13 protein-coding genes are annotated in these 17110 nt (G+C 53.0%); 7 read left to right on the top strand and 6 right to left on the bottom strand.

The genetic code is table 11. From position 1 onward, the window contains the following. Positions 1 to 7 precede the first annotated feature (7 nt). From PUV54_RS09390 to PUV54_RS09370, 5 genes are read left to right on the top strand one after another with little or no spacing between them, the layout of a single operon-like run. A complete protein-coding gene (locus PUV54_RS09390; RefSeq protein WP_274491967.1) occupies positions 8 to 1228 on the top strand; it encodes a phosphopentomutase in 1221 nt (406 codons plus the stop codon). A 38-nt stretch (positions 1229 to 1266) separates the two neighbouring features. Further along, the gene (gene deoC / locus PUV54_RS09385) at positions 1267 to 2256 is read left to right on the top strand and encodes a deoxyribose-phosphate aldolase (protein WP_420797952.1); all 990 of its coding nucleotides are present in this window, start codon (positions 1267 to 1269) and stop codon (positions 2254 to 2256) included. A 3-nt stretch (positions 2257 to 2259) separates the two neighbouring features. Further along, positions 2260 to 4638: an aldehyde dehydrogenase family protein gene (locus tag PUV54_RS09380; protein ID WP_274491965.1), complete on the top strand. Its 2379-nt coding sequence runs from the start codon at positions 2260 to 2262 to the stop codon at positions 4636 to 4638. A gap of 15 nt (positions 4639 to 4653) precedes the next feature. Then, a complete protein-coding gene (locus PUV54_RS09375) occupies positions 4654 to 4998 on the top strand; it encodes a hypothetical protein (RefSeq protein WP_274491964.1) in 345 nt (114 codons plus the stop codon). A gap of 16 nt (positions 4999 to 5014) precedes the next feature. Further along, positions 5015 to 5833 (top strand): purine-nucleoside phosphorylase, encoded by an 819-nt coding sequence (locus PUV54_RS09370; RefSeq protein ID WP_274491963.1) that lies wholly within the window; start codon positions 5015 to 5017, stop codon positions 5831 to 5833. Here the strand turns inward: PUV54_RS09370 and PUV54_RS09365 are convergent. From PUV54_RS09365 to PUV54_RS09355, 3 genes are read right to left on the bottom strand one after another with little or no spacing between them, the layout of a single operon-like run. After that, positions 5830 to 6744 carry a M48 family metallopeptidase gene (locus PUV54_RS09365; RefSeq protein WP_274491962.1) on the bottom strand — a complete coding sequence of 305 codons (915 nt, stop codon included), beginning with the start codon at positions 6742 to 6744 and terminating at the stop codon, positions 5830 to 5832. The genes PUV54_RS09370 and PUV54_RS09365 overlap by 4 nt on opposite strands. A 15-nt stretch (positions 6745 to 6759) precedes the next feature. Further along, positions 6760 to 8826, bottom strand: coding sequence for an adenylate/guanylate cyclase domain-containing protein (locus tag PUV54_RS09360; RefSeq protein ID WP_274491961.1), 2067 nt, complete (start codon positions 8824 to 8826; stop codon positions 6760 to 6762). Further along, on the bottom strand, positions 8816 to 9538 hold the full coding sequence (locus PUV54_RS09355) for a hypothetical protein (RefSeq protein ID WP_274491960.1): 723 nt from the start codon (positions 9536 to 9538) through the stop codon (positions 8816 to 8818). The genes PUV54_RS09360 and PUV54_RS09355 overlap by 11 nt, the downstream gene beginning before the upstream one ends. Positions 9539 to 9868: 330 nt before the next feature. On the opposite strand from PUV54_RS09355, the gene PUV54_RS09350 reads away from it, so the two are divergent. Beyond that, positions 9869 to 10975: a sensor histidine kinase gene (locus tag PUV54_RS09350; protein ID WP_274491959.1), complete on the top strand. Its 1107-nt coding sequence runs from the start codon at positions 9869 to 9871 to the stop codon at positions 10973 to 10975. Further along, positions 10972 to 11769, top strand: coding sequence for a LytR/AlgR family response regulator transcription factor (locus PUV54_RS09345; RefSeq protein ID WP_274491958.1), 798 nt, complete (start codon positions 10972 to 10974; stop codon positions 11767 to 11769). The genes PUV54_RS09350 and PUV54_RS09345 overlap by 4 nt, the downstream gene beginning before the upstream one ends. A 26-nt stretch (positions 11770 to 11795) precedes the next feature. Here PUV54_RS09345 and PUV54_RS09340 read toward each other — a convergent pair whose 3' ends face one another. From PUV54_RS09340 to PUV54_RS09330, 3 genes are all read right to left on the bottom strand, one after another. Further along, entirely contained in the window at positions 11796 to 13139 is a 1344-nt protein-coding gene (locus PUV54_RS09340; RefSeq protein WP_274491957.1) for an HlyD family type I secretion periplasmic adaptor subunit, read from the bottom strand. Between the two features lie 18 nt (positions 13140 to 13157). Next, entirely contained in the window at positions 13158 to 15215 is a 2058-nt protein-coding gene (locus tag PUV54_RS09335) for a peptidase domain-containing ABC transporter (protein ID WP_274491956.1), read from the bottom strand. Positions 15216 to 15376: 161 nt separating this feature from the next. After that, positions 15377 to 17098: an ABC transporter transmembrane domain-containing protein gene (locus PUV54_RS09330; protein WP_274491955.1), complete on the bottom strand. Its 1722-nt coding sequence runs from the start codon at positions 17096 to 17098 to the stop codon at positions 15377 to 15379. Positions 17099 to 17110 lie beyond the last annotated feature (12 nt).

The raw sequence follows: 17110 nt of genomic DNA, 5'->3' as shown, positions 1-17110 counted from the left end.
ATGAAGCTTGGCCCGCGCACTTATCGGCATATTGGACTCTTTCGGCGTCGGCGCCACGCAAGACGCGCATAAATTTGGCGACGAAGGCGCCAATACGTTTGCGCATATTGCAGAAGCCTGCGCCCGGGGAGAAGCGGACAAGGAAGAGTTGCGTTCGGGTCCATTGAAAATTCCGAACCTGATGCGGTTAGGGCTTGGCGAGCTGGCGCGCGAGGCGACCGGCGCACAGGTTCCTGTAGACGCGCCATCGCACTTTGACGGCGCTTACGGTTTCGCGGCGGAAAAAAGCTACGGCAAGGACACGCCAAGCGGCCACTGGGAAATGATGGGTCTGCCAGTTGAGTTTGACTGGGGCATGTTTGCGAAAGGCCCGCCAAGCTTCCCAGAAGAACTGCTCCGCGCATTTATAGAACAAGCGGACCTTCCCGGCGTGCTCGGCGACAAGCATGCTTCCGGCACAATCATCATTGAGGAACTGGGCGAAGAGCATATCAAAACGGGCAAGCCGATTGTTTACACTTCCGCTGATTCTGTTTTTCAGATCGCCGCTCATGAAAAACACTTCGGGCTGGAACGGCTTTATGACGTTTGTGCGATCGCGCGAAAGCTCGTCGACGATTACAATGTGGGTCGGGTTATCGCGCGCCCCTTTGTCGGCGAACGCAAGGGCGAATTCGAACGCACCGGCAACCGCCGCGACCTTGCGACGCCGCCACATGAACCGACGCTGTTGGATATTTACGCCGAAATGGGGCGGCCCGTCATCGGCATCGGCAAGATCAGCGATATTTTCGCGGGCAGCGGCATCACGAAATCGGTAAAAGCTCACGGCAACGACGAACTGTTTGACATATGGCTGAAAGAAATCGAAACCGCGCCGGATGACGCGATCATCTTCGCCAACTTTGTCGATTTTGACTCGCTTTACGGGCACAGGCGCAACGTTCCAGGCTACGCAGCAGCGTTGGAAACCTTTGACGCGCGCTTGCCGGAGCTGGAGGCGGTTCTGAAGCCAGATGACGTGGTTATTCTGAGTGCGGATCACGGGTGTGACCCGACCTGGCCAGGCTCCGATCATACGCGCGAATACATTCCCGTGATTGCCTTTGGTGAAAAAGTCTCTGCCGGTTCCATCGGCAAACGCGATACATTTGCAGATATTGGGCAGTCTTTAGCCTCGCATTTAGGCATCGCACCGCTTAAACATGGCGTGTCATTTCTGGGATAAGGGTGGAAAGAGGTTCGACAATGAACCAGCCAAACATTATGGAACTGGGAAAACGCCGGAATTCTGGCCCAGATCACAATGGCGCGCGCAATCCGGGGGTACCGCTCGACCTCGATTTAATCGATACGATCCGCATAAACAAATCCGCTGCGGAACGCCGGGTATCCACACTCGCCGGGCGCCGCACTGTAAAGAAAGACTGGCAGGCCGCATGGTTGTTAAAGGCTGTCACCTGCATGGACCTGACGACGCTTGCAGGCGACGACACAGATGAAAGGGTCCGGCGGCTTTGCGCAAAAGCCCTGCAACCAGTGCGCGCCGACATTCTAACGGCGCTTGGCGCTGACCGTCTTGGCATCACCGTAGGCGCCGTTTGTGTCTATCATGGCTTTATCAAAACCGCTGTCAAAGCGCTGAAGGGTTCATCCGTGGACGTCGCAGCAGTATCAACCGGGTTTCCCGCCGGTCAAGCGCCGTTCGAAACAAGACTGAAGGAGATTGAGCTTTCAGTCGCTGACGGCGCTACGGAAATTGATATTGTCGTGAGCCGGAAGCATGTGCTTAATTCGAACTGGACGGCACTTTACGACGAAGTCAAAGCTTTCCGTCAAGCGTGCGGGCCAGCGCATCTAAAATCCATTCTTGCAACGGGCGAGCTTGGCTCCATCGGCAAGGTCGGCAAGGCCTCCATGGTCTGCATGATGGCGGGGTCGGACTTCATCAAGACGTCGACTGGCATGGAATCGGTAAACGCCACCCTGCCCATCAGCCTCGTGATGATGCGCGCCATCCGCGATTATCAGACGCAAACCGGCCATAAAGTCGGTTTCAAACCGGCGGGCGGCATATCTGACGCTAAAACCGCGCTTCAATATCTGGTTTTATTAAAGGAAGAACTGGGCGATGAATGGCTGTCGCCAAAGCTGTTCCGCTTTGGCGCTTCGCGCCTGCTTGGCGATATCGAACGCCAGCTCGAACACTATGTGACAGGCCGCTACTCGGCCGCTAACCGCCACCCGATGGGTTAAACGATGTCAAATGTCGCGGAAATCTTTGAAACCATGGAATATGGCCCGGCACCGGAAGAGTCCGCTTATGTGCGCGACTGGCTGAAAGAAAAGTCCGGCGGGTTTCAACACTATATCAACGGCGAGTTTATAAGCGGCGACAAATCGCAAAAAATCATTGAAAGTCGCAATCCGGCGACCGGTGAGAAATTGGCGAGTTTTCCTGCGGCTGGTGAAACAGAAGTAAATGCGGCCGTCACCGCCGCCAAAGCCACCTTCCCGAAATGGTCAAAACTTTCCGGCCATGAGCGCGCGAAATATCTCTATACTCTGGCGCGCCTTGTGCAGAAAAATTCCCGCTTTCTTTCGGTTCTCGAAACGCTTGATAACGGCAAGCCAATCCGCGAAACGCGTGACATCGATATTCCGCTGGTTGCCCGGCATTTTTATCATCACGCCGGTTGGGCGCAGCTTCAGGAAACAGAATTTGCCGATTACGAACCACTTGGCGTAGTCGGCCAGATCATCCCATGGAACTTCCCGCTGTTGATGCTCGCATGGAAAATTGCGCCAGCCATCGCCATGGGCAATACAGTTGTTTTGAAGCCGGCGGAATACACCAGCCTTACGGCACTTTATTTCGCCGAATTGTGCAAGGAAGCTCAAATTCCGCCGGGCGTCATCAACATCGTCACCGGCGAAGGCGAAACGGGCGAGCTGATTGTCAAACATCAGGATATCGCAAAGATTGCGTTCACCGGGTCGACCGAAGTCGGACGCATCATCCGGCGCCAAACGGCGGGGTCGGGTAAAAAACTTTCACTCGAACTCGGCGGCAAGTCGCCTTTCATCATTTTCGAAGACGCAGACCTCGACGGCGCCGTCGAGAGCCTCGTCGACGCTATATGGTTCAATCAGGGCCAGGTCTGTTGCGCCGGTTCGCGCCTGCTGGTGGAAGAAAGCGTCGCCGGCAAAGTCACAGAAAAGATTAAAAAGCGCCTGTCTTCTTTTCGCATCGGCGACCCGCTCGATAAAGCCATCGACATGGGCGCGATAGTCGATCCCGTGCAGCGCGACCGCATTCAGACATTGGTGGAGCAAGGCGAAAAGGAAGGCGGCGAGGTCTGGAGCCCGAAGATCGACGTGCCGGAAATCGGCTGTTTCTACCCGCCGACGCTAATCTCGAATGTCTCGCCATCGAACGTCGCTGTACGCGAGGAAATTTTCGGCCCCGTTCTTACCTCCATGTCGTTCCGTACCTTGAAGGAAGCGATCGACCTCGCCAACAATACGCGCTACGGGCTCGCGGCGACCATCTGGTCGGAGAACGTCAACCGCGCGTTGGAAGCCGCCAGCATGGTGAAAACAGGCGTCGTCTGGGTCAACACCACCAACGGGTTTGACGCGGCCTGCGGGTTCGGCGGCTATCGCGAGTCCGGCTTTGGCCGCGAGGGCGGACGCGAAGGCATTTATGAATATGTAAAACTGCGCAAGGAATGGGGCGGTATTGAAAAACCTGTCCCTGCAGTCGAAATCGAAGAAGATTCAGGCGTCGAAGGAATCGACCAGACGCCGAAACAATTTATCGGCGGCAAGCAAAAGCGCCCGGACTGGGCGCGCACCATGCCAGTCGCAGCCCATGACGGAACCTATGCGGGCCGAGTTTCCTTTGGCAACCGCAAGGATATTCGCGACGCGGTCGAGGCGGCATTCAAGGCGCCGGGTTGGGGTGCAACAACCGGCCACGCCCGCGCGCAGATTCTCTATTTCATCGCCGAGAATTTTTCGAAACGCGCCGATGAATTTACGAAGCGCCTGCAACAGCTCACCGGCGCGACTAAAACCAAAGCGCGCGCGGAAGTCGACGCAACTGTCTCACGCCTTTTCGCGTACGGCGCCTGGGCCGATAAATACGATGGCCTCGCGCACTCGCCGCCGTCGCGCAATGTCGTGCTCGCCATGAATGAGCCTATCGGGATTGTTGCGACCGTTTGTCCCGATACGGTGCCGCTTCTTTCGTTTGTTTCCATGTGGGCGCCGGCCGTCGCCATGGGTAACCGCGTCGTGGTCGTGCCGTCGGAACGCTATCCGTTACTGGCGACTGATTTTTATCAGATCCTCGAAACGTCGGACGTTCCGGCGGGCGTAATTAACATCGTTACAGGCGAACGCGCGACGCTCGTCAAGACGCTGGCCGAACACGATCAGGTGGAAGCAATCTGGCATCACGGACCGGCGGATGAATGCAAGTTTGTAGAAGAAGCTTCAGCCGACAACCTCAAACGCGTCTGGACCAATCACGGCCGCGCCCGTAATTGGTTTGATCCGCGCATTGGCGAGGGGCGTGAGTTTCTTTCGCATGCATGCGAAGTTAAAAACATCTGGCTGCCTTACGGTGACTAAGCGACAGGAATAGGTATGCGTTCGTTCAGTATAATCGTCTTTTTCACATCAGCTCTCGTGATTTGCGCTTGCGCCAGCAACCTCGCAGCGGAAAGCAGCGAAATTATTGATGATGATGTCATTGCCGCGATGATGGAACGGCATTGCGTATCATGCCATGCTGCGAACCCAAGCGATCCGATTTATCAGTATCCGGCAGGCGGACTTTCCCTCGAAACATTGGATGGTGTTCGGAACTTTGCCTGGGAAATTCGGCTCCAAACCGTCGACAGCGATCTCATGCCGCTTGGCAATACGACCGGCATGACCGACAGCGAACGCAAAACTCTGGGCGCATGGCTTGATCAACAGGACGAATAAACAAACTGCTGTATTCATGAACCACGATATTCAAACCGCTGCGAACGCGATCCGCGACAGACTTAACGCCGCCTTCCCCAAAACCGTTCTCGTCCTGGGAAGCGGCCTTGGCGAGTTCGGCGATAAAATCGACATAGAAGCAATTATTCCCTATGGCGAAATTCCGGGTTTCCCGGTGTCAACGGTTTCAGGTCATTCGGGCAAGCTGTTAATCGGTACGGCATCTGCCGTTCCCGTCGCCTGCATGCAAGGCCGCTTGCATGTTTACGAAGGGCACCCGATCCAGCAAGTGGCTTTGCCAATCAGAACATTCCGCGCGCTCGGCGCGGAAACACTTATTCTTACAAACGCCGCCGGCAGCCTTAAAAAGGAAATGGGGCCCGGCTCGCTAATGGTGATTGAAGATCATATCAATGCATCAGGCCGTAATCCGTTGATTGGTGAAAATGACGAGAAAATTGGTCTGCGCTTTCCTGACATGAGTGAAGTTTATGCGCCGGAATTGCGGGAGAAGCTTCTCTCGGCGGGAACTTCAGAAGCTCTTGACCTTTCAACCGGAACGTATCTTTACACAACAGGCCCAAGTTTTGAGACGCCTGCGGAAGTTCGCATGTTCGCCAAATGCGGGGCGGACGCCGTTGGCATGTCAACCGTGCCAGAGGCGATCGCCGCCATTCATTGCGGCCTGAAAGTCGCTGGCGTTTCGTTAATCACGAACCATGCGGCGGGTATCGCGGCTCACAAGATCACCCATGACGAAACGCTTTCAGTCGGCGCTCTATCTTTTGAAAAAATGAGCCGGCTCATTCTGCGGTTCTTGCCGTCAATCAATTAGCCTTCTTCGACCGGCTGGCGCATGTAAACCTGGCGCGTTGGAAAAACGGTTTTGACATCTCCGAACTCCTGCGTCGGAGCCGAAGGCGAACCCGTGCCTGCCGCCGGCGCGGCCTCGAGAATATTGTCGATCCGTTTCTTTGTCTCCGGATGGCCGGAAAACAATGACGTCGTGCGTTTTGACTTGCTTGGCACGAGCTCAAGCAAGGTATTGAAGAACCCGACGCCATAAGCAACGTCCCTGCCGGTCCTGTCGAACACGTCAATGATGTGCAAATCAGCTTCGTCTTCGGAATCCTGAGAGTAGCCTGAGGTCACCAGTTGGTACATCGGTCCCTGTAACGCGCCGAGAGCGGAATTGACGTTATTATTGTCGACTGCCTGCGCGACTGCGGTCGTCGCCGCTGATGAAAATCCTTTGTAAAAGGCTTTCTTTTTCATCTCACGTTTGACGTGGCTCAGTTCAGCGTGGCCCATCTCATGAGACAAAACAGCGGATAGCTCGTCTTCTGATGCAACATAGCGCAGCAATCCTTTATTGACGGCGACTTTGCCCCCAGGAAGAGACCATGCGTTTACTTCGTTGTTGTCGAGAACAACAATGTCCCAGGCGAATGCGGGCCGCTCGCTTGTTTCGAAAATAGGCTGTGCGATGCGCGCTACTGCATTTTGAACTGCGCTGTTGCGGTAGGGCCCGCCTGAAACATTGATGAGTGATCCGTAAAGCCCCTCGCCCATTTGAATCTCATCTTCCTCGTCGATAGACAGGCTTTCGAGCGTTTTAACGATATCGACAATCTTGCCCAGATCGAGCCGGAATTGAGCGTGTGCAGCGGCAGGCGCCATCACGCCAGCAGAAACAAGACCAAGCGTCATCAGCCGGCGTGTTTTATCGAGCGTATTTTTTTTCATCTTGCTTCTCCCATATCAGGATGCCGTGAGCGACCCATTCCAATTTTGAGGCGGTTGCGAAGATGCAAAATCGGTTGCGCGCCGATGGTACATCGCTGAAAGCTGATCATCGTTTTTCCACTTTGCGAACATTTGCGCAGCATTGCTGAACTGACGGTTGCGGAACAATTCAACAGCCCGCGCAAACTCCGCCGCATGATCCATATCGGCAGGCGTCATTTCCGCACGCAAGCCCAATATCTCATGGAGAACAGAATACTCACTACGACCCCGCAGGATAACGATATCGACAGGCCTTAAAATGAATTCATCGCCAAGCGCAGCGGCGAAATCATCATCTGCAAGTATGCTCGTGCCGTAATCCTTACTCGCAGGCTCGAGCCGCGCCGCGATGTTCACTGAATCGCCAACTACCGAGTAATTAAACCGATTGCGCGAGCCGAGATTGCCAGCAATGACGTCACCAGTGCTTAAGCCGGCGCGCAAACCAAACTCACGTTTGGACTCGCGGCTCAATTTCTCCACCGCTTTTTTGCATTCAAGCGTCGCTTTCGCGGCGGACACCTCCATGCGGTCTATTTCAATAGGCGCGCCCCAAACGCCCATGACCGCATCGCCGATGAATTTGTCCACATAACCTTCATGATTATCGATCGCGTCAGCAACAGCGGACAGAAAATCATTGAGTTTCGCCGCCAGCACTTGCGGCCGATCTGCAAGTTCGCCGGTAAGTTTTGAAAACCCCGCCATATCGACAAAAAGAATAGCGGCGCGACGGCGTTCTCCGCCAAGACGCAAACTGTCCGGATTTTCCGCAAGCTGATCAACAAGCGCCGGACTTAGATAATGCTGAAATGCGTGCCTGATCCAGCGTTTTTCCTGATCCTCGAGAAATGTGCGGTAGCTGTATACGACCGTGTACATGATGCCGCCGCCGCCCATCCAGGCGATCACCGGCGTAACCGTACCAGCGCTGAGCATAAAAGCGCCCGCAGCCCACATCAGCGCGGCGGCGCCAAATATCACCACTACGCCGATCACGGGCTGAATTCTGAAAAATATAACGCCAAGCAGAACGAATATCGCTGCTGAAACAGCAAAACTCGTTCGTCGCGGCATCATTTGAGGGTCGCTGTCATGCAGCAGCGTGTTAGCTGCAAGCGCTTCGATCAAAACGCCAGGCACAGTGCCCCGTGGCGGGGCTTTAGGCGACGTCGAAGCAACACCGCAATCCAGAGAGCGAATAACCGGCTGGCGGTTTTCCACAAACCGGTTCGCCGCCACATGCCGGTCTTCAACATCTAACGACGTGCCGATCAGGACAATCTTGTCCTTGAACGCTTCAAACACGTCCGTTCTGCCAGCTTGCGCACAAGCATAAAGATCTGCGACCCGATAGGCGGGGATTGTCTCCACGGTCGTCAGAAAGTCGATCAGAAACGGCTCACCCTCGGGCGCAGCCTCAGCGCCTGCGCGCCTCGCTAGCTCAGCAGCGAATGACGGTGTAACCGTACCATCGACCCTGTCGAATTGCGGAGGGTGACGCCGGATAACATTGTCCGCATCAGGAATAATCTGCACCGACCGGATATTGTCAATGCCCGCCGCAAGGATTTGCCCCTGATATGGCGTGATGGCGTTCTCCGATAGCCGAACTTCCGCAAGCACCAGCCGACCCGGCCTGGCGCTGGAGGCAATTGCGCGTAGAAACGGCCGGTCAAATCCGGGAATAAGGTCGCGCGTCGATAGGGTTTTTTGAAAGATCATGTCGAGCCCCATGACCTTCGGCCCACCGCCGTCGACAGCCTGAAAAACATCAGCAAGATGTGGCGTCCACGCGACATCTGGTATTTCACTGAACGGCGGAGAATTATGCGTCGTTTCATCAATCAGAACGAGCGCAATGTCCGCTTCCTCTTTCTGTTCACCGGCGAACGCGCCAGCCAAAGGCAAGGTCAGATCAATGCCGAGACGCGTGAGGTAGTCCGAAAAAGGCGCTGAGGCCGCAGCGGCAAGTCCCGCTGCCATGGCGGCAATCACCGGCAGGCGCAAAAGCCGCGCATATTTTGAATCAAAGGCCAAGCGGGATCACGCTGGTCAAGGGCGACGCCGGTAATTCAAGATCAGGATCGATAGAGAAAACCGTTTTCATGTCATCACCACGACTAAACGAAACGACAACTTCGTATGGCATCCCGCGTTCGAGCGCCGGCCCACCCTCGGGATAGGCGACCTGCACGCCATTGACTTCTGTTTGCCAGAGCAGTGTCTTCGGTTCCGCATCCAGATAATAAACGCTCACCGTAACAGGCTCGCCGCGTGTGCGCTCGCGCGGCCATACAAAACTCGGGCGCTCCGCAGCAATTGTTAATTCATTGATGGCTTCTTCCGGCAGCAGACTGTCATCAACGCGTTTTACAGCAACACCAGCTTCGGTCGCTTCGGAATCTATCGCCAGCGCCGCAGTCTGACAGGCGCGCATTGTTGTCGTCGATGTCCCGCCGCGACTGGTTTTCGCGTCATCGTCACGCATCCGCACAACACCGCCTTGAAAAGTTTCAACAATGCAGTTGTCGAAATAAGCGATGGTCATTTGTCCTTCCGGGCGGAGGTCAACCTTGTCGCCCTTATAGAGATAATCAAAATCGAAGACGGTCGCTTCCGGCGCGTCGGAAATGAGCTCAACCATTGCGACGGGACGGTCGTTCGCTGCTGATGCCGTGCCAGATGCAAACCACAAACCGCTAACTATAAGCGACGCGACAAAAGCAAAACTGCTGTTTCTCATTACCATCAATAATCTCCGTTCCAATGAGAACGCGAATCAGGAACCAGCCACTAAGGCCGCAAAATCAAGAACTGAAGCTAATTTCCTCGCCTCCCCTGGCGCCAAAGCAAGTATAGTCCATCACCCTGAAAAGGTCACGGGGCAACAAACTCCACAACAAGAGTTAATTCCGAAAGAAGCCAGCGGCACACCGGCAAGAAAGTTTTGGCGGGCCAAAAGACGCATTCCAGCAAAAAACATGGCGAACGGCGCCGCTCATGCGATAGGCGGCAGCGCCAAAGACTATGTTCAACGCGCTTTTTCTGCAAAAACCCGCCTGGAGCAACCACAGAGCCTATGTCAGAAAACACCAGAAATATTCCGTCGGGCCGCAGATTCTGGATCGCCCAGCTCATTTTCTGGACGGTCTTCTGGGCTTTTGATGTTTTGCAGGGGCTGGAGTATCGCCGCCTTAATGAGCTGGACCCGGCCGTTACCGCAACCCTGTTGAAATCGTTAATGCCGACCGGCCTGGGCCTGACGATCACAAGCTGCTTTCGCTACTTATTTGTTCGCATACGCCATTATGATGAAAAACTCTTCATTACTGTCGCTTTTATTGCCTGCGTTCTCGGATCATTCATCTTTGCTGCAGGGCACTATGAACTGAAGCATATTTTTGGAATTTATGACAGCACGCAAATTTTCTATTGGAAAAAATGGGGTGCGTATGCACCTTCCCGCTTTATTATACTCGCTATATGGACGGGCCTGTTCTTGTATCTACTTTATGCAGGCGAAGCTGCGAGGCAGCGCGCGAGATTAAGCGAACTTGAAACCGCCGCATCGCGGGCGCGTTCGGAGATGCTGAGATATCAGGTTAATCCTCATCTGTTATTCAATGCGCTCAACACCGTATCGGGCCATGTCTTAAATAACGACATGCAGACGGCCGACCGCGCCATTCAAAGCCTGTCGGATTTATTACGCTGTAGTTTATCTGACGGTGACGCTACCAGCATTACGCTCGAGCAGGAAATTGCGAGAGTGGGGCTTTATCTTGATGTGGAGCGGACACGGTTTGGCGATGATCTGAAAACTCGTTTTATCATTCCTGATGAACTGAAAAACATTCAGCTGCCGCCGCTGCTTTTACAGCCCCTCGTTGAGAACGCTATGAAACATGGGCTGTCCCGAAGCGCAAAGGGCGGTGAAATCACGGTCTCAGCCCGTCAGCATGACGGACACACACAGATTGTTGTTCGCAACGAAATTCCTGAAAACAGCCTTTTGGACTATTCAGCAGAAAAACCTGCTTCTTTCGGTGTGGGATTAAAAAATGTCGCCGAGCGATTAGATATGTTTTTTGACGGCGACACATCGCTCGAGATTACCGAAGATACAAAACTTGCATTCTCTGTAGTACTTACATTTCCTTCGCTTTCTCATGGGGCAACGCAATGACCGAAACCCCTAAACTTCGGGCGCTTTTGGTTGATGATGAAGCCGCCGCACGCCTTGCTTTAACAAAACGGCTTCAAGCCGTTTCTGTTAACGTGGAAGTTTGCGGCGAGGCGTCAAACGGCAAAGACGCTTTGGCGCTGATTGATACGCTCGCCCCCAATGTCGTGTTTCTGGACGTTTCCATGCCGGGACCTACTGGCTTCGACGTTGCCCGGAAGCTCACAGGTGAAGAAGCTCCGCTTGTTGTTTTTTTAACCGCCTATGGCGATCGGGCCATTGAAGCCTTCGAAACCGAGGCGATTGATTATGTAACGAAGCCGGTTGCAGCGGACCGCATTGAACGGTGTATCCAGCGGGTTTTGCAAGAACTCGAAAAACGCAGAAAGCTCAACCTCTCCACCGAATTTCTATCCGCAATCGCAAATAATGAAACAGTTATCAATCAGGCATTGGCATCAGTGAACATGCTGAATCTGAATGTCGGCGGCGGTGTGGCAAGAGTACGTGAAGAAGACGTTCTTTATATTGAAGCGGCGGGGGAATACGCCTGTGTCCACACCACTTCAGAAACATTTGTCGTCCGCGAATCGCTCAAGCATTTTGAAAATCAACTCTTATCTGACAAGTTTTATCGGATTCACCGCCAGACAATAGTAAACATCGAAAAAGTAGAACGCGTTTCCTCGGACAATGGTGTGGAACACAAGGCGCGCCTTACAAATGGCAAAGAGTTTCCCATAAGCCGACGCAACGTTACTGGCTTAAAAAAGGTGCTGACCGCTTCGCCTGCGTAGACAGCGCGCCACAACGTACGCCGATATCATCTCTCTGTAAAAGCATGATCCAGCGACCGGGCAACCGGCTTAAGGATATACTGCATTACCGTGCGCCGTTGAGTAACGATTTCAGCCCGCACTTCCATGCCGGATGACAACATACGTTTGTTGCGGCCGTTTCCGATAGCCTGATTATCCAATGCGATGTAAGCGATATAATATGCTTCATCCGATTTCTCGTCTTTAAAACTGTCAGGCGAGATATGCGACACCACCCCGCTTAATTTTCCATAGCGGTTCGGATCAAACGTCGTTACTGAAAGCTCGGTTTTCTGTCCCGGCGTAATGTGACCGATATCCTTTGGCTTTACGCGCACTTCTGCAAAAAGCTCGGCTCCTACTGGTGTGATTTCAGCAACTACCTCCCCTGGGCGAACGACATCACCGGCGCCATCCACAGTCACAGTATTCACCACACCTGCAATTGGCGCTCGCACGATCAGCCTGTCGCTTCTGTCGCGCAAGGAGGCAAAGGGTTTCTCAAGCTCAGCCAGCTCGGAAACGACTTGCGAGCGCTCTTCGGCCAGCGCAGTCTTATATTCCGCTTCCAAACCAACCCGTTCAGCTTTAGCGGTTTCATTCGCCTCACGCGCCTGCGCCAGTCTTGATTTTGCCGCGGCTGCGCGCGCTTGCGCTGAAGATACAGACGCGCGTGCATCGAGATATTTTTGCTTGGACGTAAACCCGTCGACGATTAGCTTTTCCTGAATGGCCAGTTGTTCGTTTGCCAAATTTAAGAGCTCTGATTCGGATTTATGCTCCGCAAGCATACGCTCCACTTCCGCCTGAGCCGATGCTTCCCCCGCAATAACCGCCGCCATTTTTGCTTCATGTGTAGCGCTCGCCGCCTCAAACAAAGCTTTCTGTTCAATGACGAGATCAGGCCATTCAGATTGCCATTGAGAAAAATCGGGAGTTCGCTCCGCTGCTTGAGCTTCCAGGCGCTCAGCTCGCATGGCCAGGCCCGCTCTGCGCGCTGAAGCGCGCGCGAATTCCCCACCACCACTTTCCTTTTTAAGCTCGACAATCGGCTGGCCTGCACGGACAGTATCCCCGGGCCCGACAAACACTTCGTTGACAATACCGCCCTCAAAATGGGCCGCCTGCCGGGTCGAGCCGTGCGGCGCAATTTCGCCCGTAGCGACAGAAAGCTCACGAATGCTCGCAATACTCGCCCAAACGAGAAGCATAATGACTAACCCGCTGACAATCGCCATCGCAGTCCGCGCAAGATGCGGCGGAGCGCCTTCTTCCAATTCAATCGGCAGGGCAAGCGCATGGCGCTCGCCGACATTTTGAATTTCACTTCTATCATTTTGCTCAGACATGTTGCGTCTCATTTATCTTTAGGCGGCAAGAACATTTGGAACGATTTTTTCAGGCGGCCCCATGTCGCGCAGTGCACCGCGCTCCATCCATGCGACAAGATCGGCAATGCGCATGTGACTTGGCCGTTGCGACGTCATGATAATGGCGCTTGTTTTGCGCTTTTCTTCTATCATCGCCAACAATGCTCTTTCGCCACCATCATCAAGCGTTGCAGCCGGCTCATCGAGCAAATAAATCGGCACGTCTTTGATAAAAGCACGCGCAAGATTAATTCTTGCCACCAACGGATCTGGCCAAGTTGCTCGTGCTCTTGTACTGCACACAGTCTCCACGCCCCGATCAAGAGCGTTGCCGAAGTACTTGTCGATCCCGAGCTTACGGACGATTCCGTCTATTTCTTCATTCGTGGCGTCAGGTTTGGCGAAACGAATATTCTGAGCGACCGTTCCGTGAAACAGGTCAAGCGATTGCAGCCCAACACCGATCGAATGGCGCCACTCACCCTTGTCGAGCTGGCGCAAGTCCAGCCCGTCAACAGTAATGGCGCCGGCCTGCTGCTGGTCAAGCCCTAGCAGTAATCGCAAGATCGTAGATGCGCCTGACCCACTTTGGCCGTAAATACATAGTACCTGCCCCGGCTGGATGTTAAATGATACGCCTCGCAAAGCAGGCTCTCGTTGGGTCGGATAGCGGAACGTCACATTGTTAAATGCAATATTTCCTTTGAACGTCCTCGGAATAGTCGCACTCGCATTCGGATCACGCTCAAGAGGCATTTTAACAAGTCTGTTCGCCTGCTGAACGCTCTGCAAAGTCTGACCAAGCGTCATCCCGGTAAGGAAGATGCTTCTGATTGGCCCTAAAACCCGCCAAGATAACGCCATAACGGCAATGAGGCCGCCTGCAGACAACGTACCAGCAAGCACCATGCTAACGCCAATGGCTAAAACACTTACGCCAGCAAGCGCTACCATCGACTGAGAAAAAGTCTGCATCAAAAAATTCAACTGCCGTACTTTTACATTAGCCATCGAAACTTCTGCAGATAATTTTCTCTGTCGTCGTAACCAGATGTGTTCTGCCGAAAGATCGTTGATCGCTTGCTGTGATGAAACAGCCTCAACAACAAGGTTGTTTAGTTGCGCTCTCCCTTCGCCGGCTTTGCGTATAAGAGCGCTGTTTTTTGGCAGCGCCCATGCCGCCATTAGCGCATAAACGACAATTAGCGTCACCGGCGCCCAAACGAGATGCCCCCCGAGAAACGCAATTACTGTCAAGAAAAGTACGATAAAAGGAAGATCGAAGAAAGCGCTTGCCAGCGGTCCGGTGAATGCCTCATGAAGCGACGTCATCTGCCGCAACCGTGTTAACTGCGAACCGATTGGCGCACCCTGAGTGTGAGATAAAGATAAATGCAAAAGATGCCTGAAGACAGTTTCATTCAACTGCTCATCCAGCCTTGCGCCAAGATAGGATTGCTGTTTGACACGCACCTGTCTCAGCAGGAATTCCGCGCCGACAATCATAGAAATCCCGACAGTCAAACCGATCAACACATCGAATGATTTCGTTGCCACAGCCTTATCGTAGACCATCATGACAAACAGCGGCGGCGCCAGAGCAAGAATATTTACAAAAAAGCTAATCAGGAATGTCTGCTTAACCAATGGCCGGAAAATTCTGAGTATCTCAGACGACCAGGAACTTGTAACTGTTTCTTTTTTTTCCCCTGTGTTGTTCTGTTCAGGAAATATGGCGTACGCATCCAGCGCGTTCAGGTTTATTTTTGTATTCGTTTTTGCGGATGGGTCAAAGATGACAATGTCGCCGTTCTTTTCCACACGCTCGGCAAGCTTTACAGAACCGTTTTCGTGAAACAGAAAACACGGAAGGTATTCGTTTCTTAAATTTTCCCGACTTGCTTTTTCAACAGAAGAAGAAAAACCCAGCCGAAATAGTACAGTTCTGAATGCTGCTACTGTCGTGACATCATCGGCATGGGGCATCGCCTCAAAAATACGCCTCTGGCCTTGCACCCAATCAGTCAACTCCAGAAACCTTTGAAGCACTTTCATGCTGTCATCGTTGACAGCATTTTTTATTTCCGCATCTGCGGAAAACGCCTGCCTGAGTTTAGCGCGCAAGTGATGAACATGCGTAATCTGGGAAGCCTGGCTTATCCCATTTAATTGGGAAACAGCACTCGACTTAGTTGGCGATTGTCTGGCTTTATAAATCATGATGCCGTCGCCTGCCTGAAGTGATCCGGTACGCTCGTCGCCACAAGTTTTAGGCCCTTGATTTCATAAACTTGGTCGGCGAGGCGCAACATTGACGGCCTATGAGATGAAAGGATGATCGTTGTTTTTCCGCGCAGTTTTTCAAGCGCCCTTATAAATTGCTGCTCCCCCGCAAAATCCAGCAAAGTGTTTGCTTCGTCCAGAATCAGAACCGACGGCCGCATCGCCAGTGCGCGTGCGAGCGTAATGCGTTGCGCAGTCGGCGCCGGCAAGTCGCTAGCAACATTGCTTTTCAATACCGTGTCATACCCAAGGGGCATTCGTGCAATTTCTTCATCTAATCCAACAAATTTGGATGCAGATAACGCTACATGAACCGGCGTTTCGCCAAACAAAGTAATGTTGTCGAGGATGCTGCCTCTGAAAATAACAGGCGTTTGCCCGACATAGCGAACTGAAGCACGAACAGCGGCCTCGCTATTTTTTGCAAGAGAGCCATCCCCAAAAATAATTTCTCCCTTGGTGATTGGCGCATCGTAGCGTAATGCTCGCAGCAGTGTTGACCTCCCGCTTCCGTCAACGCCCTTAATCGCTATGAAAGAACCAGCCTTGATATCAAAAGAAAGATCTTCAAACAGCGGAAGCGCTTCTCCGCGCTGGATTGTTACACTTTTCAATCGCACTGATTTGGGCGTAAACCGCTTGGGAAAAAACGGTTCAGATACTTTTGATTGATGAGGGCAAGTTTCAAACAACGCCTCGACACGGGTTTGGCGATGTTTAGCGAGCTTAGTCTCATTCCAACTGGACAACGAACGCAAAAGCGGCTGCAATAGTTGGGATGATAACAGCATGCAGCACGCCAAAGCGCCTAACGTTAAGCGGCCGTTGATGGCGAGTACAGCGCCAACTGCTACAATAGAAATGGTGGACAGAGATGCGTACGCCGCCTGATAGGTCTGGCTATATCCGTTAAGCAAAATCATGCGCCGCGTCAGCAAACTCGCTGACGACTGCAATCGCTCAAACCGCCGCATAATTAACGGCTCCATCGCATTCGCCTTAACCGTATGAATGGCGCCCAGAATCTCAATAATGAAATCTTGTTTCCGAGAGTCGAGTTGCTCGCGCTCTGCGATCAAGTCGTTGATAGACCTTGTAGACTTCAACGCCATGTAACCAAAAATGGCGAATAGAAAAACAACACTGGCGAAGATCCAGCCGCCAATTAGGAGAATAACCGCTGAGAAAACAGGAATAAAAAGGATATCGACAATGACGATCCTTGAATGCGCACTAATATGATTGCCAAGACCAGAGATCGAATTATAGCGCTCGAGATGCTCACTTGATGTTGTTTGACTGAACCGGGAGGGCTTTGTTGACAGCATGGAGGTAAACGCATCAACACTCAATTTGTGTGTGAAACTCGCCGCCGACCAGTTCACTACTTTGGATCGTAAATATTTAAGCGCTGCGTCAATGCAAACCGCACAGCATAATATGATTATTAATAGCGCCAGCGTTTCAAATGCTGCGTTTGGCAAAACGCGATCATAGACCTGAAGGACGGTCAGCGGAAGCGCCAGGGCAAGAAGATTAACCGTAGCGGATGCAGCATAGGTCTCCGCGCCGATAGGCGGTTCTGGAAACGCCTGCCGATTTTCGCCATTCGCGCCGAAAAAAGAAGAAGATATTTCCTTAATGGTTTCCAGCATTAAACCGCACGC

The sequence above is a fragment of the Hyphococcus flavus genome, assembly GCF_028748065.1.
GTDB classification, from domain to species: domain Bacteria; phylum Pseudomonadota; class Alphaproteobacteria; order Caulobacterales; family Parvularculaceae; genus Hyphococcus; species Hyphococcus flavus.
Note: the sequence above shows the minus strand (reverse complement) of the source record. Positions and strands in the feature narration are given on the sequence as shown.

What these genes read in the sequence shown, in the direction of transcription:
- deoC (WP_420797952.1), top strand. Translation starts at nt 1,267, where the DNA reads ATGGAACTGGGAAAACGCCGGAATTCTGGCCCAGATCACAATGGCGCG.
- PUV54_RS09380 (WP_274491965.1), top strand. Translation starts at nt 2,260, where the DNA reads ATGTCAAATGTCGCGGAAATCTTTGAAACCATGGAATATGGCCCGGCA.
- PUV54_RS09375 (WP_274491964.1), top strand. Translation starts at nt 4,654, where the DNA reads ATGCGTTCGTTCAGTATAATCGTCTTTTTCACATCAGCTCTCGTGATT.
- PUV54_RS09370 (WP_274491963.1), top strand. Translation starts at nt 5,015, where the DNA reads ATGAACCACGATATTCAAACCGCTGCGAACGCGATCCGCGACAGACTT.
- PUV54_RS09365 (WP_274491962.1), bottom strand. Translation starts at nt 6,744, where the DNA reads ATGAAAAAAAATACGCTCGATAAAACACGCCGGCTGATGACGCTTGGT.
- PUV54_RS09355 (WP_274491960.1), bottom strand. Translation starts at nt 9,538, where the DNA reads ATGGTAATGAGAAACAGCAGTTTTGCTTTTGTCGCGTCGCTTATAGTT.
- PUV54_RS09350 (WP_274491959.1), top strand. Translation starts at nt 9,869, where the DNA reads ATGTCAGAAAACACCAGAAATATTCCGTCGGGCCGCAGATTCTGGATC.
- PUV54_RS09345 (WP_274491958.1), top strand. Translation starts at nt 10,972, where the DNA reads ATGACCGAAACCCCTAAACTTCGGGCGCTTTTGGTTGATGATGAAGCC.
- PUV54_RS09340 (WP_274491957.1), bottom strand. Translation starts at nt 13,139, where the DNA reads ATGTCTGAGCAAAATGATAGAAGTGAAATTCAAAATGTCGGCGAGCGC.
- PUV54_RS09335 (WP_274491956.1), bottom strand. Translation starts at nt 15,215, where the DNA reads ATGAAAGTGCTTCAAAGGTTTCTGGAGTTGACTGATTGGGTGCAAGGC.
- PUV54_RS09330 (WP_274491955.1), bottom strand. Translation starts at nt 17,098, where the DNA reads ATGCTGGAAACCATTAAGGAAATATCTTCTTCTTTTTTCGGCGCGAAT.